Origin of the sequence: Actinacidiphila glaucinigra (assembly GCF_035918135.1) — a bacterium.
Taxonomy (GTDB): Bacteria; Actinomycetota; Actinomycetes; order Streptomycetales; family Streptomycetaceae; genus Actinacidiphila; species Actinacidiphila glaucinigra.
On the sequence record NZ_CP109144.1, the window covers coordinates 5558133 to 5575616 of the forward strand.

The 17484-nt window shown below is 72.2% G+C and carries 20 protein-coding genes, 1 tRNA gene and 1 riboswitch; of the genes, 7 read left to right on the forward strand and 14 right to left on the reverse strand.

Translation table 11 applies throughout. The features are described 5' to 3' along the window. The first annotated feature begins 33 nt into the window (after positions 1-33). Genes rph through rdgB form a run of 3 tightly spaced genes read left to right on the forward strand, consistent with a single transcriptional unit; the run spans position 34 to position 1856 of the window. The gene (rph, locus tag OIE69_RS24940) at positions 34-780 is read left to right on the forward strand and encodes a ribonuclease PH (RefSeq protein ID WP_018564025.1); all 747 of its coding nucleotides are present in this window, start codon (positions 34-36) and stop codon (positions 778-780) included. A 56-nt stretch (positions 781-836) separates the two neighbouring features. Continuing rightward, positions 837-1232, forward strand: a complete 396-nt coding sequence (locus OIE69_RS24945) for a hypothetical protein (RefSeq protein WP_326575790.1) — start codon at positions 837-839, stop codon at positions 1230-1232. Positions 1233-1247: 15 nt separating this feature from the next. Next, positions 1248-1856 (forward strand): RdgB/HAM1 family non-canonical purine NTP pyrophosphatase, encoded by a 609-nt coding sequence (gene rdgB / locus OIE69_RS24950; RefSeq protein WP_089225831.1) that lies wholly within the window; start codon positions 1248-1250, stop codon positions 1854-1856. A 46-nt stretch (positions 1857-1902) separates the two neighbouring features. Here rdgB and OIE69_RS24955 read toward each other — a convergent pair. From OIE69_RS24955 to OIE69_RS24990, 8 genes are all read right to left on the reverse strand, one after another. After that, positions 1903-1988: transfer RNA gene (locus tag OIE69_RS24955), tRNA-Leu, on the reverse strand. Positions 1989-2041: 53 nt separating this feature from the next. Beyond that, the gene (locus tag OIE69_RS24960) at positions 2042-2710 is read right to left on the reverse strand and encodes an HNH endonuclease (protein WP_326575792.1); all 669 of its coding nucleotides are present in this window, start codon (positions 2708-2710) and stop codon (positions 2042-2044) included. Then, a complete protein-coding gene (locus OIE69_RS24965) occupies positions 2707-3333 on the reverse strand; it encodes an HNH endonuclease signature motif containing protein (RefSeq protein WP_326575794.1) in 627 nt (208 codons plus the stop codon). The genes OIE69_RS24960 and OIE69_RS24965 overlap by 4 nt, the downstream gene beginning before the upstream one ends. 138 nt (positions 3334-3471) lie before the next feature. After that, on the reverse strand, positions 3472-4329 hold the full coding sequence (locus OIE69_RS24970) for a fumarylacetoacetate hydrolase family protein (protein ID WP_326575796.1): 858 nt from the start codon (positions 4327-4329) through the stop codon (positions 3472-3474). A gap of 58 nt (positions 4330-4387) precedes the next feature. Further along, positions 4388-5059, reverse strand: coding sequence for a YidC/Oxa1 family membrane protein insertase (locus OIE69_RS24975; RefSeq protein ID WP_326575798.1), 672 nt, complete (start codon positions 5057-5059; stop codon positions 4388-4390). A gap of 104 nt (positions 5060-5163) precedes the next feature. Next, positions 5164-5475 carry a DUF6412 domain-containing protein gene (locus OIE69_RS24980; protein ID WP_392567565.1) on the reverse strand — a complete coding sequence of 104 codons (312 nt, stop codon included), beginning with the start codon at positions 5473-5475 and terminating at the stop codon, positions 5164-5166. 47 nt (positions 5476-5522) lie between these two features. Further along, positions 5523-6284: a class E sortase gene (locus OIE69_RS24985; RefSeq protein WP_326575800.1), complete on the reverse strand. Its 762-nt coding sequence runs from the start codon at positions 6282-6284 to the stop codon at positions 5523-5525. Between the two features lie 71 nt (positions 6285-6355). After that, the gene (locus OIE69_RS24990) at positions 6356-7663 is read right to left on the reverse strand and encodes a DUF445 domain-containing protein (protein ID WP_326581405.1); all 1308 of its coding nucleotides are present in this window, start codon (positions 7661-7663) and stop codon (positions 6356-6358) included. Positions 7664-7836: 173 nt separating this feature from the next. Here OIE69_RS24990 and OIE69_RS24995 point away from each other — a divergent pair, with 173 nt between their 5' ends. Together OIE69_RS24995 and OIE69_RS25000 are read left to right on the forward strand one after the other, a co-directional pair. Further along, the gene (locus OIE69_RS24995) at positions 7837-9162 is read left to right on the forward strand and encodes an SGNH/GDSL hydrolase family protein (protein ID WP_326575802.1); all 1326 of its coding nucleotides are present in this window, start codon (positions 7837-7839) and stop codon (positions 9160-9162) included. Positions 9163-9187: 25 nt separating this feature from the next. Further along, positions 9188-10300, forward strand: coding sequence for an aminotransferase class V-fold PLP-dependent enzyme (locus tag OIE69_RS25000; protein WP_326575804.1), 1113 nt, complete (start codon positions 9188-9190; stop codon positions 10298-10300). 358 nt (positions 10301-10658) lie between these two features. Here OIE69_RS25000 and OIE69_RS25005 read toward each other — a convergent pair whose 3' ends face one another. From OIE69_RS25005 to OIE69_RS25015, 3 genes are read right to left on the reverse strand one after another with little or no spacing between them, the layout of a single operon-like run. After that, on the reverse strand, positions 10659-11636 hold the full coding sequence (locus OIE69_RS25005) for an ABC transporter ATP-binding protein (RefSeq protein ID WP_326575806.1): 978 nt from the start codon (positions 11634-11636) through the stop codon (positions 10659-10661). Continuing rightward, on the reverse strand, positions 11636-12439 hold the full coding sequence (locus OIE69_RS25010; protein WP_326575808.1) for an ABC transporter permease: 804 nt from the start codon (positions 12437-12439) through the stop codon (positions 11636-11638). Before OIE69_RS25010 ends, OIE69_RS25005 begins: the two co-directional genes overlap by 1 nt. After that, positions 12432-13232, reverse strand: a complete 801-nt coding sequence (locus OIE69_RS25015) for an ABC transporter permease (RefSeq protein WP_326575810.1) — start codon at positions 13230-13232, stop codon at positions 12432-12434. Before OIE69_RS25015 ends, OIE69_RS25010 begins: the two co-directional genes overlap by 8 nt. Positions 13233-13504: 272 nt before the next feature. Between OIE69_RS25015 and OIE69_RS25020 the strand changes: the two genes are divergently transcribed. Next, the gene (locus OIE69_RS25020; protein ID WP_326575812.1) at positions 13505-15736 is read left to right on the forward strand and encodes a transglycosylase domain-containing protein; all 2232 of its coding nucleotides are present in this window, start codon (positions 13505-13507) and stop codon (positions 15734-15736) included. A gap of 79 nt (positions 15737-15815) precedes the next feature. Here OIE69_RS25020 and OIE69_RS25025 read toward each other — a convergent pair whose 3' ends face one another. From OIE69_RS25025 to OIE69_RS25035, 3 genes are all read right to left on the reverse strand, one after another. Further along, positions 15816-16136 carry a DMT family transporter gene (locus OIE69_RS25025; protein ID WP_326575814.1) on the reverse strand — a complete coding sequence of 107 codons (321 nt, stop codon included), beginning with the start codon at positions 16134-16136 and terminating at the stop codon, positions 15816-15818. A 34-nt stretch (positions 16137-16170) separates the two neighbouring features. After that, a riboswitch (guanidine-III (ykkC-III) riboswitch) is annotated at positions 16171-16232 on the reverse strand. A 7-nt stretch (positions 16233-16239) separates the two neighbouring features. Further along, positions 16240-16578: a GroES family chaperonin gene (locus tag OIE69_RS25030; protein WP_026251892.1), complete on the reverse strand. Its 339-nt coding sequence runs from the start codon at positions 16576-16578 to the stop codon at positions 16240-16242. Positions 16579-16588: 10 nt separating this feature from the next. Continuing rightward, positions 16589-16912, reverse strand: coding sequence for a DUF3618 domain-containing protein (locus tag OIE69_RS25035; RefSeq protein WP_326575815.1), 324 nt, complete (start codon positions 16910-16912; stop codon positions 16589-16591). A 100-nt stretch (positions 16913-17012) separates the two neighbouring features. Here OIE69_RS25035 and bcp point away from each other — a divergent pair, with 100 nt between their 5' ends. Then, a complete protein-coding gene (bcp, locus tag OIE69_RS25040; RefSeq protein WP_326575816.1) occupies positions 17013-17480 on the forward strand; it encodes a thioredoxin-dependent thiol peroxidase in 468 nt (155 codons plus the stop codon). Positions 17481-17484 lie beyond the last annotated feature (4 nt).

Genomic DNA, 17484 nt, shown 5'->3' on the forward strand with positions numbered 1-17484 from the left:
GCCCCGGGCCGCGCTACGACTAGGCTCGACGCCATGTCTCGTATCGACGGCCGCACCCCCGAAGAGCTCCGCCCCGTCACCATCCAGCGCGGCTGGAGCAAGCACGCCGAAGGATCCGTCCTCGTCTCCTTCGGCGACACCAAGGTCCTCTGCACCGCCTCCGTCACCGAGGGCGTCCCCCGCTGGCGCAAGGGCAGCGGCGAAGGCTGGGTCACCGCCGAGTACGCCATGCTGCCCCGCTCCACCAACACCCGCGGCGACCGCGAGTCCGTCCGCGGCAAGATCGGCGGCCGCACCCACGAGATCAGCCGCCTCATCGGCCGCTCCCTGCGCGCCGTCATCGACTACAAGGCGCTCGGCGAGAACACCGTCGTCCTCGACTGCGACGTCCTCCAGGCCGACGGCGGCACCCGCACCGCCGCCATCACCGGCGCCTACGTCGCCCTCGCCGACGCCGTCACCTGGATGCACGGCCGCAAACTCGTCCGCGCCAAGGCCCAGCCCCTCAACGGCACCGTCAGCGCCGTCAGCGTCGGCATCATCGACGGCATCCCCATGCTCGACCTCTGCTACGAGGAGGACGTCCGCGCGGAGACCGACATGAACGTCGTCTGCACCGGAGACGGCCGCTTCGTCGAGGTCCAGGGCACCGCCGAAGGCCAGCCCTTCGACCGCAAGGAACTGAACAACCTCCTCGACCTCGCCGTCGCCGGCTGCGCCGAACTCGACGCTCTCCAGCGCGCCGCCCTCGTTGAACTCGAACAGATCGCCAAGGGCTGACAAAGAAAAGGTCTGCAAAGCGCAACTTCAGGACGGCGCGGTGCGTAAGTAAAGGTATGCACCCACGCACCCGCCGTCTCGCGGCGCTCGCCACCGCGGCCGCCCTCGGCACCACCGCCCTCATCGGCTGCAGCGCCGTCGACGCCGTCGACAAGGCCCTCGACTGCGCCAACGTCGCAGCCCAGGTCGCCACCGACGTCCAGAACCTGCAGGACGCCGTCAGCAACGCCGGCAACAGCCCGCAGGACGCCGCCAACGCCCTCGACCGGATCGCCGACGACCTCGCGGACCTCGGCGACAAGACCGGCAACGCCGACGTCAACACCGCCGTCAACGACCTCCAGAAGGCCGTCGAGAACGCACAGAAGGCCGCCGAGAACGGCGACGTCCCCGACATCACCCCCGTCGCCGACGCCGCATCCGAACTCTCCAAGGTCTGCACCCCCGGCTGACGGGATAATCGGACCATGCCGCACACCCGCCTGGTCCTCGCCACCCGCAACGCCCACAAGGTCGCCGAACTCCACGCCATCCTGGCCGACGCCGGACTCGGCGTGGAGCTCGTCGGCGCCGACGCCTACCCCGAGATCCCCGACGTCCGCGAGACCGGCGTCACCTTCGCCGAGAACGCCCTCCTCAAGGCCCACGCCCTCGCCCAGGCCACCGGCCTCCCCGCCGTCGCCGACGACTCCGGCCTCTGCGTCGACGTCCTCGGAGGCGCCCCCGGCATCTTCTCCGCCCGCTGGGCCGGCAAGCACGGCGACGACCGCGCCAACCTCGAACTCCTCCTCGCCCAGCTCTCCGACATCGACACCCCGCACCGCGCCGCCCACTTCATGTGCGCCGCCGCCCTCGCCCTCCCCGACGGCACCGAACGCGTCGTCGAGGGCCGCCTCCTGGGCACCCTCCGCTTCGAACCGCACGGCGCGAACGGCTTCGGCTACGACCCGATCCTCCAGCCGCTCGGCGAGTCCCGGACCTGCGCCGAACTCACGGCGGAGGAGAAGAACGCCATCAGCCACCGCGGGCTGGCCTTCCGGGCGCTGGTGCCGGTGGTGCGGGAACTGGTGGGGTGACACGACGAAGGGCCGCCGCGGAGTGTCTCCGCGGCGGCCCTTTCGCTGGTGCGGCCGGTGGGACTCGAACCCACATGGGATTTCTCCCAAGGGCACCTAAAACCCTCGCTTATACCATTCAGCAACGGCCGCAGGGCGCTAGCCATCCTAGCGGTCTCCCACGGCCATGGGCACGGGCAAAACTTCTAGGCCTTGCGGCGGGGCCCACCCCGGCACCAGGTGTCCGTGATCGCGTGGCAGTTCGGGCAGAGCAACCGCAGGTTCTCGGCGCGATTGTCGGTCCAGTCACCGTTGACGTGGTCGACCTCCAGCGTCATCGGCCTGCCGAGCCACTCGGCCCCGCTTCCGCACTCGGCGCATCGCTCGGGCACGCCGATTTCCCTCAGCGCCCGGCGGAGTACCAGAGCCCGGGTTCGTCCGGCCGACTCGTTCTTGACGAGCACCTCATCGGCCGGCCTGGGCCGAGCGGGCCCCGGTTTGCCGCGGGAATGAGCCTGGCCCAGAAAGTGGGCAGTGCTGATTCCGTCTTCTGTCAGCCATGTGCGGAGCCTGGAACGGGCCGAGCTGCTGTCGGGGTGTCCGAGGAACCGCAGGGTTCCGGCGACTGAGTGCGATGCCGCCACGGCTTCGGTCAGTTCCACGGACGACGGCCTCGGCGGAGCGCTGTTGCGACCGCGCGTCGGACGCGCGAAGTGCGAGATGTCGATCCCGAAATGCGCGAAGCGTTCGCGGAGGTAGCGGTGGATCCGGCCGTACGGCGTCCGGCCGAGAAAGGCCACCACCTCCTCGATGGTGGAGCACTTCGAGGCGGCCTCCGCGAGGATTTCACGGGTGTACGGAGCGCCGGAACTCACTTCTTCCGCCTGTTCCTTCCGCGGTAGGTGTCCGTTGTCGAATGGCAGTTGGGGCAGAGGAAGCGAAGGTTCTCCAGGCGGTTGTCGCGCCAGTCGCCGTTGACGTGGTCGACCTCCAGCGGGAGCGGCCGCCCGCGCCAGACCGGGTCCATTCCGCACGACGCACAGCGTTCCAGCAGCCCTGCTCCGGTCATGGCACGCCGGAGGCGGTCGCTTTGGATGCGGCGTGCCGTGGCCGGGTCCTGCACGGTGAGGAGTTCCTCCGGCCTCAGCCGTCTGCGTGTGCGCGGAGTGCACGTGAAGTGCGAGGTGTCGATGCCGAAGGCACGCACGCGTCGGCTGATGTGGGTGTGCTGGCCGCCCACCACTTCGACCCCCAGATGACGCAGCACCTCGTTCATGTTGCTGCAGACAGCCACTGCCGCGGCGAGGACTTCCCTCGTCCAGCGGCCCTCCCGCTGGAAGTGCGAGGCGTCCACGCCCAGCCGTCTCATCCGGTCCTGGATGTATCGCCGCGTGGAACTGCGCGGATCGAGACCGAGCTTGGTCAAAGCTTCGGACAGCGTCCGTGACGACGCCGCCGCTTCGGCCAGCAGCTCGCGGGTGTAGGGGCTCGCGGGCATTGATATCCCCCCATGCGATCGTGTGTTGCACTTTCGCACGCTTTAACGACCCGCTTGTACGACGGTTACGCCGACCGGGATACGGCGAAGGGCGCCCGGCGTGTCGTGCCGGGCGCCCTTCGGCGTAAGCGGGGGAGGCTACGCGTCCTTGAGGGTCTGGCGCTGGTGGCCGAGGCCGTCGATCTCGAGCTCGACAACGTCGCCGGCCCGGAGGTAGGGCTTGGGCTCGGGGCGGCCGAGGGCGACGCCCGCGGGGGTGCCGGTGTTGATGACGTCGCCCGGGTAGAGGGTCATGAACTGGCTGACGTAGCGAACGACTTCGGCGACCGGGAAGATCTGCTCGGCCGTGGTGCCGTCCTGCTTGAGGTCGCCGTTGACCCACAGCCGCAGGCCCAGCGCCTGGGGGTCGGGGATCTCGTCGGCGGTGACGAGCCAGGGGCCGAGGGGGTTGAAGGTCTCGCAGTTCTTGCCCTTGTCCCACTGGCCGCCGCGCTCGATCTGGAAGGCGCGTTCGGACACGTCGTGGGAGACGGCGTAGCCGGCCACGGCGGCGAGGGCTTCCGTCTCGTCGGCGGCGTAGCGCAGTTCGCGGCCGATGACGACGGCGAGTTCGACCTCCCAGTCGGTCTTGAGGCTGCCGCGGGGGACGAGGACGGTGTCGTCGGGGCCGACGACGGTGTCGGGGGCCTTCATGAAGAGGATGGGCTCTTCGGGGACGGCGGCGCCGGTCTCGCGGGCGTGGTCGTGGTAGTTGAGGCCGATGCAGACGATCTTTCCGATGCGGCCGAGCGGGGGGCCGACGCGCAGGTCTGCGGGGTCGAGGGCGGGGAGGGTGCTGTCGGCGGCCGCGGTGCGGATGCGGGTGAGGGCGTCCGTGTCGGCGAGCAGGGGGCCGTCGATGTCGGGGGTGAGGGCGGACAGGTCGCGCAGGGTGCCGTCCTGGTCGAGCAGGGCCGGGCGTTCGGCTCCGGCGGGGCCGACTCGCAGCAGCTTCACAAGACTCTCCGGGTGTGGTCGGGGGTGGCGGGGGTCATGGCCGTGGTCATGTGTGTGGTCATGTCCGATGGGGGCGGTCATCGGAGGTCTTGGTTGATCCTCCAGCGACGGGGGCGGCGTCCGCAACCCCTTGACCATGGTGTGGACGGTGGAGCCAGGCGCGTTCGGCGGCGGTCCAGGCGGTGGATGTGGCGATGTAGAGCCCGGCGGCCGGGGGGACGAGCGCGGCGGTGACGAGGGTGCCGAAGGAGAGCAGCGGGAGGTGCTTGGCGAGGCCTTCGGCGTCGGGGGCGGCCTTGCGGGCGCGGCGGTAGGTCCAGCAGGCGACGGCGGCGACCACGACGAGGACGGCGGCGTGCAGGGCGCCGGCCTCGGCGTCGGCGATCCGGGCGGTGGAGGAGGCGTGGTACAGCACGAAGAAGGCGGGGAGCTGCAGGAGGGTCGGCAGGATGCCGGCGAAGGGGGAGGAGCCTTCCCGGGTGTGGAGGCCGGTGAGGGCGCGCTGGAGTTCCCGGGGGTCGTGCGCGTGCTCGCGGCGCAGTTCGGCGACGCGTGGGGCGAGGGCGGCGCGGGCCTTCTCGCCGCGGGCGGCCGCGCGGGCGAGGGGGTGGAGGGCGAGGCGTACGAGGAGGGTGACGAGGACGATCGCGGCGGCGGGTGCGGCGGCGTGTCCGGTGAGGGGGGTGAGGGCGTGGGTGAGGCTGAGCAGGGCGTGCGTGAACACGGACATGGGGGTGGGACCCTCCGCGGGTGTCGTCGTGCCGGTCGGGGTGGGCGCGGCGTGACGGGGCGCGGTGGGGCAGCGGGTGCCTGGTGGTGGCGGTGGCGTTGCCCCTAGGCGGCCGTCGGGAGGGGGCGGCCGGGGGCCCTGGGGCGTGGGCGGCCGGAGGCGTCGGGGTCGCGCTGGGGGAGGAAGGCGGTGCGGTGTTCGCGGTCGCGCAGCGCGGTGCGGACGCGTCCGCGGGGTACGGGGGCCGCGGTGGCCGCGAGGCGGAGGGTGCTGCCGAGCAGGAGGGCGACGGCGGCGGTGGTCGCGGCGGCGGCTACGGCGGCGGTGAGGCCGGTGTGGGTGAGCAGGAGGCCGGTGAGCAGGAGCAGGAGTGCGCTGCCGTGCAGGCGTGCGGCTGCGGCGGTGCTGCGGATCACTCGGGCTGCTCCTTTCGCTCGTTCCGCAGGGGATGACGTTCGGGGGGTCAGCGTGGTTCCGCGGCGGCGAGTCCACCCCAGACGACGAGGCGGTAGGCGGAGGTGAACTCGGGGGTGCAGGTGGTGAGGGTGATGTAGTGGCCGGGGCCGGTCATGTGGCGGCGGGGGTGGACGGTGCTGTGGGGGACGGGGGCGATGACGGTGCCGTCGGCGGGGGTGGTGCGGGGGACGGTCTGCCGGACGACGTAGGTGTAGCGCGTGGTGGCGGTCTCGACGACGAGGGTGTCGCCGGGGCGGAGCCGGTCGATGTGGCGGAAGGGTTCGCCGTGGGTGTTGCGGTGGCCGGCGAGGGCGAAGTTGCCGGGTTGTCCGGGCTGGGCGGTGTGCGGGTAGTGGCCGGCGTATCCGTGGTTGAGGACCTTGGCGCGGCTGATGCCTTCGGCGATGGGGGCGGTGACGCCGATGCGGGGGATGCGGAGGACGGCGTAGGCCTGGGAGGGCTGTGGGCTGGTGGTGCCGGTGCGGGTGCGGCCGGTGGTGCGGGTGTGGTTGCCGGGGGCGGGGCCGCCGTCGGCCGCGGATTGGTCCGATGTATCGGGGGTGGGGGTGGCGGGGGTGCCGGCGCGGTCCCATTGGCGTTCCAGGGTGGTCACCCGGTCCGTGGCGGCGGCGTGTGCCTGGAGGTTGGTCCACCACAGCTGGTGGGCGACGAGCAGCAGCAGGACGGCGCCGAGAGTGAGGGCGGCTTCGCCGGCGCCCCACAGCGCGCGTCCCTGCCAGCGCAGCGGGGCGGGGGTGCGGGTGGGCATGCCGGCACGGTAGATGACGCCACGTCAGATTCCCAGGGCCGCGGCCCCGCCCGCGTCACCCCGTCTCCCCGCTACCCCGCGAGGAGCCGGGACACGGAGTAGATGACCAGGCCCGCCAGGGCGCCGACGACAGTGCCGTTGATCCGGATGAACTGCAGGTCGCGTCCGACGTTGGCCTCGATCTTGCGGGTGGTCTGCTCCGGGTCCCAGCCGGCGATGGTGTCGGTGATCAGCGCGGTGATCTCGTCGCGGTAGGTGGTGACCACGTACGTGGCGGCGTCCTCCAGCCAGCCGTCGATCTTGGCGGTCAGCCGGGGGTCCTCCGTCATCCGCGCGCCCAGGGACAGCAGTGAGGCCCGGGCGCGCAGCCGCAGTTCGCTGCGCTCGTCCTCGGCGGCGGCGACGATCATGCCGCGGACCGATCCCCACGCGGACTCGATGAGGTCCTGGACCTCGCTGCGGGCGATCAGGTCCTTCTTGAGCCGCTCGACGCGGGCCCGGGTGTCGGGGTCGGACTGGAGCTCGTCGGCGAAGTCGGCCAGGAAGCGGTCGATCGCCCCGCGGGCGGGGTGCTCCGGCATGTCCCGCATCTCGGCGGTGAAGCGCACGAGTTCCTTGTAGACGCGTTCGCCGACCCGGCGGTCCACGAAGCGCGGGGTCCAGCCGGGGGCGCCCTCCTGGACGGCGTGCATCACGGAGTCGGAGTGCTCGACCAGCCAGTCGTGGGCGCGGATGCAGACCAGGTCGACCACCCGCCGGTGCCCGCCGTCGGCGACGACGCGCTCCAGCATCTTCCCTATGCCGGGGGCGATCTCCTGGGCGTCGGCGCGCCGGGTGATGGCCTCGCCGACCACCGCCTGGACGTCGGAGTCGCGCAGCACGGTCAGTGCGCCGCGCAGCGCCGCAGCGCCCTGTTCGGTGACGCGGTCGGCGTGCTCGGGGTGTTCCAGCCAGGCGCCGAGCCGCCGGGCGATGCCGACCTTGCGCAGCCGGGTGCGGACGACCTGCGGGGACAGGAAGTTCTCGCCGACGAAGTCGCCGAGGGTGCGGCCGAGCGCGTCCTTCTTCGTGGGGATGATCGCGGTGTGCGGGATGGGCAGGCCGAGGGGCCTGCGGAAGAGCGCGGTCACCGCGAACCAGTCGGCGAGCGCGCCGACCATGCCCGCCTCGGCGGCCGCCGCGACATAGCCGGACCAGGCGCCGGCTCCCGCCGACTCGGCCCATCTGGCCAGCGCGTAGACCGCGGTGGCCACCAGCAGCAGGCCGGTGGCGATCACCTTCATACGTCGTACGCCGCGCCGCCGGCCCTCGTCGGCGGGGCTGTACGAGAACGCCGGAGTCGGGTCTTGGTCCGATCCGGTCACCGGAGCCGTTTTCATCCGCCGCATCCACTCCTTCCGCGTATCGTCCACACCACACTCTTCGAGTGGAACGAACAACGAGTTCCCGGCGTCCGACAATGCAGACGGGCAGGCCCGACGTCTCCATGGGATCATGGCGGCAGCGGATCGCGCCGGTTTCCCGCCCTTTGATCCCAGGAGTGAAGCACCGCATGGCCAGATCGACGGGTTATGCACTGCTCGCCGGAATTGTCGCGCTGGCCGCGGTCATCTCCGCCGCGATCCTCGTCACCGCCGGCCGTACCGACGCCTCCGGCCGCTCCGGCGGGCCCGTCGTGGCGGCCGGACTGCCCGGTGTCCCCAACCAGGCCGCGCCCGCGGCGTCCGGTTCGTGGGTGGGCACCTGGTCGACGTCCCCGGTGGGCGGCGAGCCGAACGCGCCGGACGGCTACGCGGGGTGGTCGATCCGCAACGTGGTGCACACCAGTGTCGGCGGCACCTCGGCGCGCATCCACCTCTCCAACCTCTTCGGCCGCACCCCGCTGCAGATCGGCCGGGCGACGGTCGCCGTCGCGGCGGCCCCGGGGTCGCCGGCGGCGGCGGGCGGCACGATGCGGTCGCTGACCTTCGGAGGGCGGACGCAGGTGCGGATCCCCGCGGGCGGCAGCGTCGTCAGCGATCCCGTGCAACTGGCCGTTCCGCAGGCGGCGGACCTGCTGGTGACGACGTACACCCCGCAGGTCTCGGGCCCGGTGACGTACCACCCGCGGGCGCAGCAGACCTCGTTCATGGCGTTCGGCGAGCGCGCCGCGCGCAGCGACGGCGCCGCGTACACCACGCGGACCCCGTACTGGCGTTACGTCACGGGAGTGGACGTCTTCACGCGGCAGGCGGCCGGGTCGGTGGTGCTGTTCGGCGACTCGATCACCGACGGCATCACGTCCACCCCGGGCGCGAACCACCGCTGGCCGGACCGCCTGGCGACGCGGCTGCGCGGCTCCGGGGACCGGGGGCTTCGGCTCGGCGTCCTCAACCAGGGGATCAGCGGCAACCGGGTGCTGCGCGACGGCGAGAACGGCGGCAATCCCAGCGGCCTGAGCCGCCTCGAACGTGACGCGCTGTCCCAGACCGGTGTCCGTACGCTCGTCGTCGAGCTGGGCATCAACGACGTGCTGCGGCCGCCGCAGCGGACCGGCGCGCAGGAGATCGTCTCCGGGCTGCGGGAGATCGTGGCGCGCGGTCACGAGCGCGGGCTGCGGGTGCTGGGCGCCACGCTGGCCCCGTGCGGGGGCCACGCGGGCTACAACACGCACACCGAGGCGGTGCGGCAGCAGGTGAACGCCGCGATCCGGGCGGGCACGGTGTTCGACGAGGTGATCGACTTCGACCGGGCGCTGCGCGACCCGAACCGCCCTTCCGCGCTGCTGCCCGCCTACGACTCCGGCGACCACCTGCACCCCAGTGACGCCGGATTCCTGCGCATGGCGGAGACTGTGCAGTTGTCGCTGCTCAAGGGCGGCGCGGCGGCCAAGGTGTGACGAGTACGGACGGACGGCGACACCCATGACGGACCACACGGGCGGGCTGACCGGCTACGCCGAGCACTTCGGCGAGCCCGAGGGATACCTGGACTTCGCCCGCTACGGTCCGCCCTCGCAGGACGTCCTGGACGCGACGGCGGCAGCCCTGGCGGCGTCGGCGGAGGCCGATCACACCACCGTCAACGACCTGATGCGGGCCGAGCCACGGGCCCGGGCCGCGGCGGCCCGGCTGGCGGGCACGGACACCGAACACGTGGCGCTGCTGCCCAACGCCTCCACCGGGATCTTCCACGCCGCCTTCGGTGTGCCCGGCGGCGCCGTCCTGGTGCCGTCGGCCGACTTCCCCGCCAACCACTACCCGTGGCGGCGCGCGGCCGCCCTGGGCCGGGCGGTGCCGCGCTGGCTGGACGGCGCGCCGACCCCGGACGCGGTGCGCGACGCGCTGACGGACGAGGTGGTGGCGGTCTCGGTCAGCGCCGTGGACTTCCGCACCGGCTACCGGGCCGATCTGGCGGCGCTGCGCGAGGTCGTCGGGGACCGGCTGCTCGTGGTGGACGCGATGCAGGCGTTCGGCGTCGTCGAGCTGCCGTGGCAGGCCGCGGACGTGGTCGTGGCGGGTGGCCAGAAGTGGCTGCGGGCCAGCTGGGCGACCGGGTTCGCGGCGCTGTCGGACCGGGCCCTGGAGCGGCTGGAGCCCACGCTGACGGGGTGGACCGGGGTCGAGGACGTCGCCGTCTTCGACGACACCGAGCACCCGGTCGCGCCGGACGCGCTGCGCTGGAGCATCACCAATCTGAGCCCGGTGACGGCGGCGGCCTTCGCGGCGGCACTGGAGCTGGTCGAGGGCGTCGGGGTGGCCGCGATCGAGGGCCACGTCGCGCGTCGGGTCGACGAGCTGATCGATGTGGTCCGCTCGGCCGGCGGGCAGGTGCTGTCCCCGGTGGGCCGTGCCGAGCGGGCGGGCATCGTGTCCTTCGCGGTGCCCGACGTGGACCCGGCCCAGATCGCCAAGGCGCTGCACGAGCACGGGGTGACCCCGTCGGTGCGGGCGGACTCCGTGCGGCTGTCGGCGCACGCGTCGACCACGGCGGGCGCGGTGGAGCGGGTGCGCGCGGCACTGGCCTCGCTGCGCTGACCCGCGGGGCGGGGACACCACCCCGCCCGGCCCGCGCCCCGGCCGCCGGGTGGCCCGGCCGGGAACACCGCGGTGCCGGGGCAGACCTGTGCGGGCGATCGGAGGCTGCCGCACCGTGCGCGCGGGCTGCCGGCCGCCGCGGGGCGCGCATGCCGCGACAGAGCCGTGCGAGGGCCGTTGGCGACGGCGGTCGGGGGAGTACCGCGGTGCGGGGACGAGCCGGCCGGGCCCGCGACGGATCGCGGTCGGGGCAGTGGGTGCCGGGTGGGCTGCCGGCCGCTGCGGCACGCGTCGTCACGTCGGCCGCGCGACGGCCGCAGGACGTGCTCGTGGCGCCGCCGGGACGGCCGAGGCGGCCTCAGGCGGGGGCGGTGCTGCTCGCCGCGTACATGCGGGCGATGACGTCCTCGATGGCGGGTTCGCGTACCGACAGGTCGACGACGCCGTGCCGCGCCGCGAGTTCGGCGACCAGGGGTGCCGCGCTGGCGGCCGCGGGGAAGGCGATCCACTGCCGGGGGCCTTCGACGCGTTCGCAGCGCGCGCCCGGCAGTTCCACCGGCGGCAGCTCCCGTTCGAAGTCGACGACGAGGGTGCGCTCGCTGTCGCCGGCGGCGTGCAGCCCGTCGAGGCCGCCGTCGTACACCAGGCGGCCGTGGTCGATGACCATGACGCGGCCGCACAACTGCTCGATGTCGGTGAGGTCGTGGGTGGTGAGCAGCACGGTGGTGCCCTGCTCGGTGTTGACGGTCCGCAGGAACGCGCGGACCTTCGCCTTGCTGACGACGTCCAGCCCGATGGTCGGCTCGTCGAGGTAGAGCACCTCGGGGTCGTGCAGGAGCGCCGCGGCGATGTCGCCGCGCATGCGCTGGCCGAGCGAGAGCTGCCGTACGGGGACGTCCAGGAGCGGCGCGAGGTCGAGCAGGCCGACGCAGCGGTCGAGGTTGCGGCGGTAGCGGGCGGCGTCGATGCGGTACATGCGGCGCACGAGTTCGTAGGAGTCGCGCAGCGGCAGGTCCCACCACAAGGTGGTGCGCTGCCCGAAGACGACGCCGATGCGGCGGGCGAGCCGGGTGCGTTCGCGGGAGGGGTCGATGCCGGCGACGCGCAGGCGGCCGCCGCTGGGGGTGAGGATGCCGGTGAGCATCTTGACGGTGGTGGACTTGCCGGCGCCGTTGGGCCCGATGTAGCCGACCACCTGGCCGGCGGGGACGGTGAAGGAGATGCCGTCCACGGCGCGCACCTGCCGGCGTTCCCGGCGCAGCGGGCCGGTGCGGCGGCGTACGTCGAAGACCTTCTCGACGCGGTCGAGTTCGATGAGGGCGGTCATGTCGGGCATCAGCTCCCGGTGCTCCGGTACGAACGAAGGCCCGCCCGCCAGGCGGCGCCGGCCAGGGCGCAGCAGGCGACGGCGACCAGGGGCGGGGTGAAGTCCACCCAGCCGGGCAGGCCCAGGGGGTCCTGGCGGCCCAGGATGCGCAGGGCGGGCAGCCAGTTGACGAAGGCGAGGGGCACCACGAAGGTGACGCCGCGCACGAGTTCCTTCGCGAACACCGACGGCGGGTACTGCAGCAGGGTGGCGCCGCCGTAGGTGAAGGAGTTCTGCACCTCCGAGGCGTCGCCGGCCCAGAACTGGAAGGCCGCGCCGGCGACGAAGACCGCGCCGAAGATCCCGGCGCCGCTGAGCAGCATCACCGGCAGCAGCACCAGGTCCAGGGCGGTCCAGTGCAGTTCCAGGCGGGTCACCGACCAGCCCAGGACGAGCAGTCCCTGGACGATCCGGCCGATCCTGCGCAGCGCGAAGCGGTCGGCGGCGACCTGGGCGAGGACGGGCACGGGCCGCACCAGGAGGGTGTCGAGCGTGCCGTCGCGGACCCGGCCGCCGAGGCGTTCCATGCTGCCCAGGGCGAGGTCGGCGAGACCGAAGGCGGTGCCGGCGGTGCCGTAGAGGAAGGCGACCTCGGGCAGGGAGAAGCCGCCGAGCCGGTCGACCTGGGAGAACATCAGCAGGATCGCGAGGAAGTCCAGCCCGGTGGCGGCGAAGTTGACGGCCGCGCTCATCACGAACGACGCCCGGTACGCCAGGGCCGAGCGGGTCCACATCCACACGATCAGCCCGTAGGCGCGCAGTGCCTCAGCCACCCTGGACCACCACCTTGCGGGTGGCCGCGGACTGCAGCAGCCGCCCCGCGCCGAGCAGGATGACCGCCCAGGCGGCCTGGAAGGCCAGGGCGGCGGCGAGGGCGCCGCCGGTGTGCCGGCCCAGCAGGATGTCGGCGGGCACCTGCAGCAGCGCCGACCAGGGCAGCAGCAGGGCGATCGCGGAGAGGTCGCCGGGAAAGGCGTTGAGGGGCAGCAGCATGCCGGAGAAGAAGAGCGTGGACAGGCCCGAGACGGCGACGATCCCGGTGCCGTCCATGAGCCAGAAGACGCTGAGGACGACGAGGTAGCGCAGGGCGAAGCTGACGACGATGCCGAGGGCGACCGACAGCAGGAAGAACGCCCAGGTGGCGGGTGAGGCCGGGAGGGCGAGGTCGAAGGCGAGGGCGCCGCAGGCCATGGGCACCGCGCCGCGGGCGAGCAGCTGGTAGCCGGCCCGGCCGAGGTCGGCGGCGAGCCACCAGGCCTGCAGGTCGGCGGGGCGGTGCAGGTCGACGGCGATGTCTCCGCTGCGGACCCGCTCGATCAGTTCGTCCTGGAAGCCGCCGCCCATGAGGGAGGACGTCGCGAACAGCGCCTGGCCGATCCAGACGTACGTCAACGCCATGGACTGGTCGTAGCCCCCGAGGTGGGGCCGTTCGTGCCAGAGGGCGATGTAGGTGTATGCGGTGATGAAGCCGAAGACGGTGTTGGTGAAGACGCCGGCCGCGGTGGCAACCCGGTACGTGGCGTGGCGCCGGAAGCCGCTCGCCGCCACGGTCGCGTACAGGTGCATGGTCCCTCCTCCCGGTGTGGGGAACGGGTCCGCCCGTTCGCGCGCAAGCGCCCGACCTTACTCGCGGTGACCGCCGTCTGCCACGGAGTTTTCACCCGGCGGGGTGGAGGGCGTCACGCTTTCGGCCTGTCACAGGCTTGTCACGGATGCACAGCGATGAACCATTTTGTCCTGATGGTGGGAGAGTGTCCGCCGGGTCGTACGGCACGATTGACCCAAGATGTTCCCGCCGCGGCACAACCCTCGGCGGCCGCGGAGGAGTCAGTACAGACATGAGCAGCAGCAACGCTTCCCCCGGCGGCTGGGAGAACCCGCCCTCCGGCAAGAAGCCGAAGCGCACCGGTGCCCGCAGGCTGATCCCGAGCTGGCGCGCGGTGCTCGGCGCGTTCCTGTTGGTCGTGCTGGCGTGCGCGGGGGCGTTCATCATCGGCTACCAGCTGGTCGACATCCCCAAGGCGAACGCGGGCGCGGTCGCGCAGAGCAACGTCTACCTGTACTCCGACGGCACCCAACTGGTCCGCGACGGCGCGGTCAACCGCGAGAACGTGGGCCTGGACCAGGTGTCCGAGGTCGCCCAGCACGCCACCCTCGCCGCCGAGGACCGCAACTTCTACCACGAGTCCGCGGTCAGCCCGAAGGCGATGCTGCGCGCGGGGTGGAACACGGTCACCGGCAAGGGCAAGCAGTCCGGTTCGACCATCACCCAGCAGTACGTCAAGAACTACTACCTCAACCAGGAGCAGACGGCGGTCCGCAAGGCCAAGGAGTTCTTCATCGCGATCAAGCTGGACCGCGAGAAGACCAAGGAGGAGATCCTCGAGGGGTACCTCAACACCAGCTACTACGGCCGCAACGCCTACGGCATCCAGGCCGCCGCCCAGGCCTACTTCGGCAAGGACGCCGACGAACTCGACGCCGCCGAGGGCGCCTACCTGGCGACCCTGCTCAACGCGCCCAGCGAGTACGACATCGTGGCCCACCCGCAGAACAAGGCCAAGGCGGAGGCCCGCTGGGACTACGTGCTGGACGGCATGGTCAAGGAGGGCTGGCTGAGCGAGGGCGAGCGCGCCGGGCTGGAGTTCCCGACGCCGCACAAGGCCAAGGCCGCCACCGGGATGTCCGGCCAGCGCGGCTACCTGCTCGAGGCCGTCAAGGACTACCTGTACTCGGCGAAGATCCTGGACGAGGAGACGCTGCGCTCCGGCGGATACCGCATCACCACCACCATCGACCGCAAGAAGGAGAAGGCCTTCGTCAAGGCGGCCGAGGAGCAGCTGCTGGACAAGCTCAAGCCGAAGGTGCACAAGGCCGACAAGTACGTGCGGGTCGGCGGGGCGTCCATCGACCCGGCCACGGGCAAGGTCGTCGCGATGTACGGCGGCGTCGACTTCACCAAGCAGTTCGTCAACAACGCGACCCGCTCGGACTACCAGGTGGGCTCCACCTTCAAGCCGTTCATCTTCGCCTCCGCCGTCCAGAACGACTCCACCACCCAGAACGGCCGGCGCATCACCCCGTACACCGTCTACGACGGCCGGAACAAGCGCGAGGTCATCGGACCCGACGGCCCCACCGGCTACGCCCCGGCGAACGAGGACGACGTCTCCTACGGGGCGATCACGGCCACCAACGCCATGGACAAGTCCGTGAACTCGGTCTACGCCCAGATGGCGCAGGACGTCGGCTCGGGCAAGGTCAACGACACGGTGCGGGCGCTGGGAATGCCGGAGAAGGTGAAGCTGGTGAGCAGCCCGGCGATGGCGCTGGGCACGATGACGGCGAGCCCGCTGGACATGGCGCAGACCTACGCGACGCTCGCCAACCACGGCCGTTACGTCCCGTACACCATGGTCCTGAAGATCACCAAGAACGGGCAGGACGTGCAGCTGCCCACCCGCCGGCCCACGCAGGCCGTGCACCGCGAGGCCGCCGACACCACGACCTCGATCCTGCGTTCGGTGGTCCGGGGCGGCACCGCCACCGCCGCGCAGGCGGCGGGCCGGCCCGCCGCGGGCAAGACCGGCACGGCGGAGGAGGACCGGGCCGCCTGGTTCGCCGGCTACACCCCGGACCTGGCCACCGTCGTCGCCGTCATGGGCCAGGACTCCCAGACCGGCGCCCAGAAGGAGCTGTACGGCACCACGGGACTGCCCCGCGTCAACGGCGGCGGCTTCCCCACGCAGATCTGGGCTCAGTACACGGCCGACGCGCTGAAGGGGAAGCCGGCGAAGAACTTCAAGCTGCGGCTGGAGCCGGGTGCCCAGGCCCCGCCGACCACCGCCCCGCCGGTCAGCTCCGCCCCGCCGACCACCACGGCCCCGCCGGCCACCACCGCCCCGCCGGAGACCTCCGAGCCGCCCGGCACGGAGGAACCGCCCACCAGCGAGGAGCCGAGCGAGCCCGGCGGCCCGTCCAGCCCCGGCGAGGACGGCGGCACCGACGACGGGGGACTGCCCATCGGCGGCCTGGACGGCGACCCCGGAGGCGGGGACGACTTCCCGTAGGCACGGACCGCACCGGGCGCCCCCGGGGGTCTCCCCGGCGGCGCCCGGTGCGTCGCGGTGTGACGCGGTGCGGCGCCGCTCAGTGCCCCGAGGTCGCCTTCAGGCCGACCACGGACACCAGCAGCAGGCAGATGAAGAAGATCCGGGCGGCGGTCGCCGGCTCACCCAGCACCACGATGCCGAGCACGGCCGAGCCGGCCGCGCCGATCCCGACCCACACCCCGTAGGCGGTGCCGATCGGCAGCGTCCGGGCCGCGTACGACAGCAGCAGCATGCTCGCGACGATGCCGAGCCCCGTGCCGACGCTGGGCCACAGCCGGGTGAAGCCGTCGGTGTACTTCATGCCGATCGACCAGCCGACCTCGAGCAGGCCGGCGGCACACAACAGGACCCATGCCATGACGGGCACCTCCACGATCCTCGGGGGGTCAGGGGGTGCGTCGTCTTTTCATGGGTCCTGGTACGGCGCGTCTCGTCAGGCTACGGACCCGACGATAACAAATTCAGAGGTACAGGCCGGTGGAGTCCTCCGAGCCCTGCAGCCGCTCCGCCGCCACCGCGTGCAGGTCCCGCTCCCGCATCAGCACGTACGCCGTACCGCGCACCTCGACCTCGGCCCGGTCCTCCGGGTCGAAGAGCACCCGGTCACCGACCTCCACGGTCCGTACGTTCTGTCCCACCGCGACGACCTCGGCCCAGGCGAGCCGCTTGCCGACGGCCGCCGTGGCGGGGATCAGGATGCCGCCGCCGGAGCGCCGCTCGCCCTCGGGGACGTCGGAGCGCACCAGCACGCGGTCGTGCAGCATGCGGATGGGAAGCTTGTCATGCGTATTCGAACTCACAGGTACGACGTTACCGGCGGCGGCGGCGCAGTGAGAGCCCGGCCACCACCGCGACCAGTGCCACCGCCGCCACCGCGACCGGCACGATGCGCTCCACGCGGGGCGCGCCGTCCTCCGACACGAAGTGGCCCCGCAGCTCGGTCACACCGCGGTTCACCGCCACGTACGCACGGCCCGCGGTGCGGTCCACCGCCGAGCTGACCTTCGCCTTGGCGTCCGCCGCGATCGTGCTGGGATGCACCCGCACCGCGATCTCGTCCAGCGTCGCGGCCAGCGCCTGCCGCTTGAGGGCGATGTCCGCCTCGATCTGAGCAGGGCTCCTGCCATCCGACACTGCTCCGCCTCCATCGTCCTTGTCGACCGGTACCGTGCAGACAGTCTGTCAGCCCGCCCGTGCCGATGCCCGTCGGCACCCCGAACCGGAGAACTGCACCATGAGCGAGCGCCTCCAGCCCGGCGACACCGCCCCCGCCTTCACCCTTTCCGACGCCGACGGCAACGAGGTCTCCCTCGCCGGCCACGCGGGCCGCAAGGTCATCGTGTACTTCTACCCGGCCGCCCTCACGCCCGGCTGCACCAAGCAGGCCTGCGACTTCACCGACAACTTCGACGCGCTCGCGGGCGCCGGCTACGACGTCATCGGGATCTCGCCCGACAAGCCGGAGAAGCTGGCCAAGTTCCGCGAGAAGGAGTCCCTGAAGGTCACCCTGCTCGCCGACCCCGACAAGTCGGTGCTGACCGCGTACGGCGCCTTCGGCGAGAAGAAGCTGTACGGCAAGGTCGTCACCGGGGTGATCCGCTCCACCGTCGTCGTCGACGAGCAGGGCAGGGTCGAGCACGCCTGGTACAACGTCAAGGCCACCGGGCACGTCGCCAAGCTCATCCGCGACCTGGGGGTCTGACACT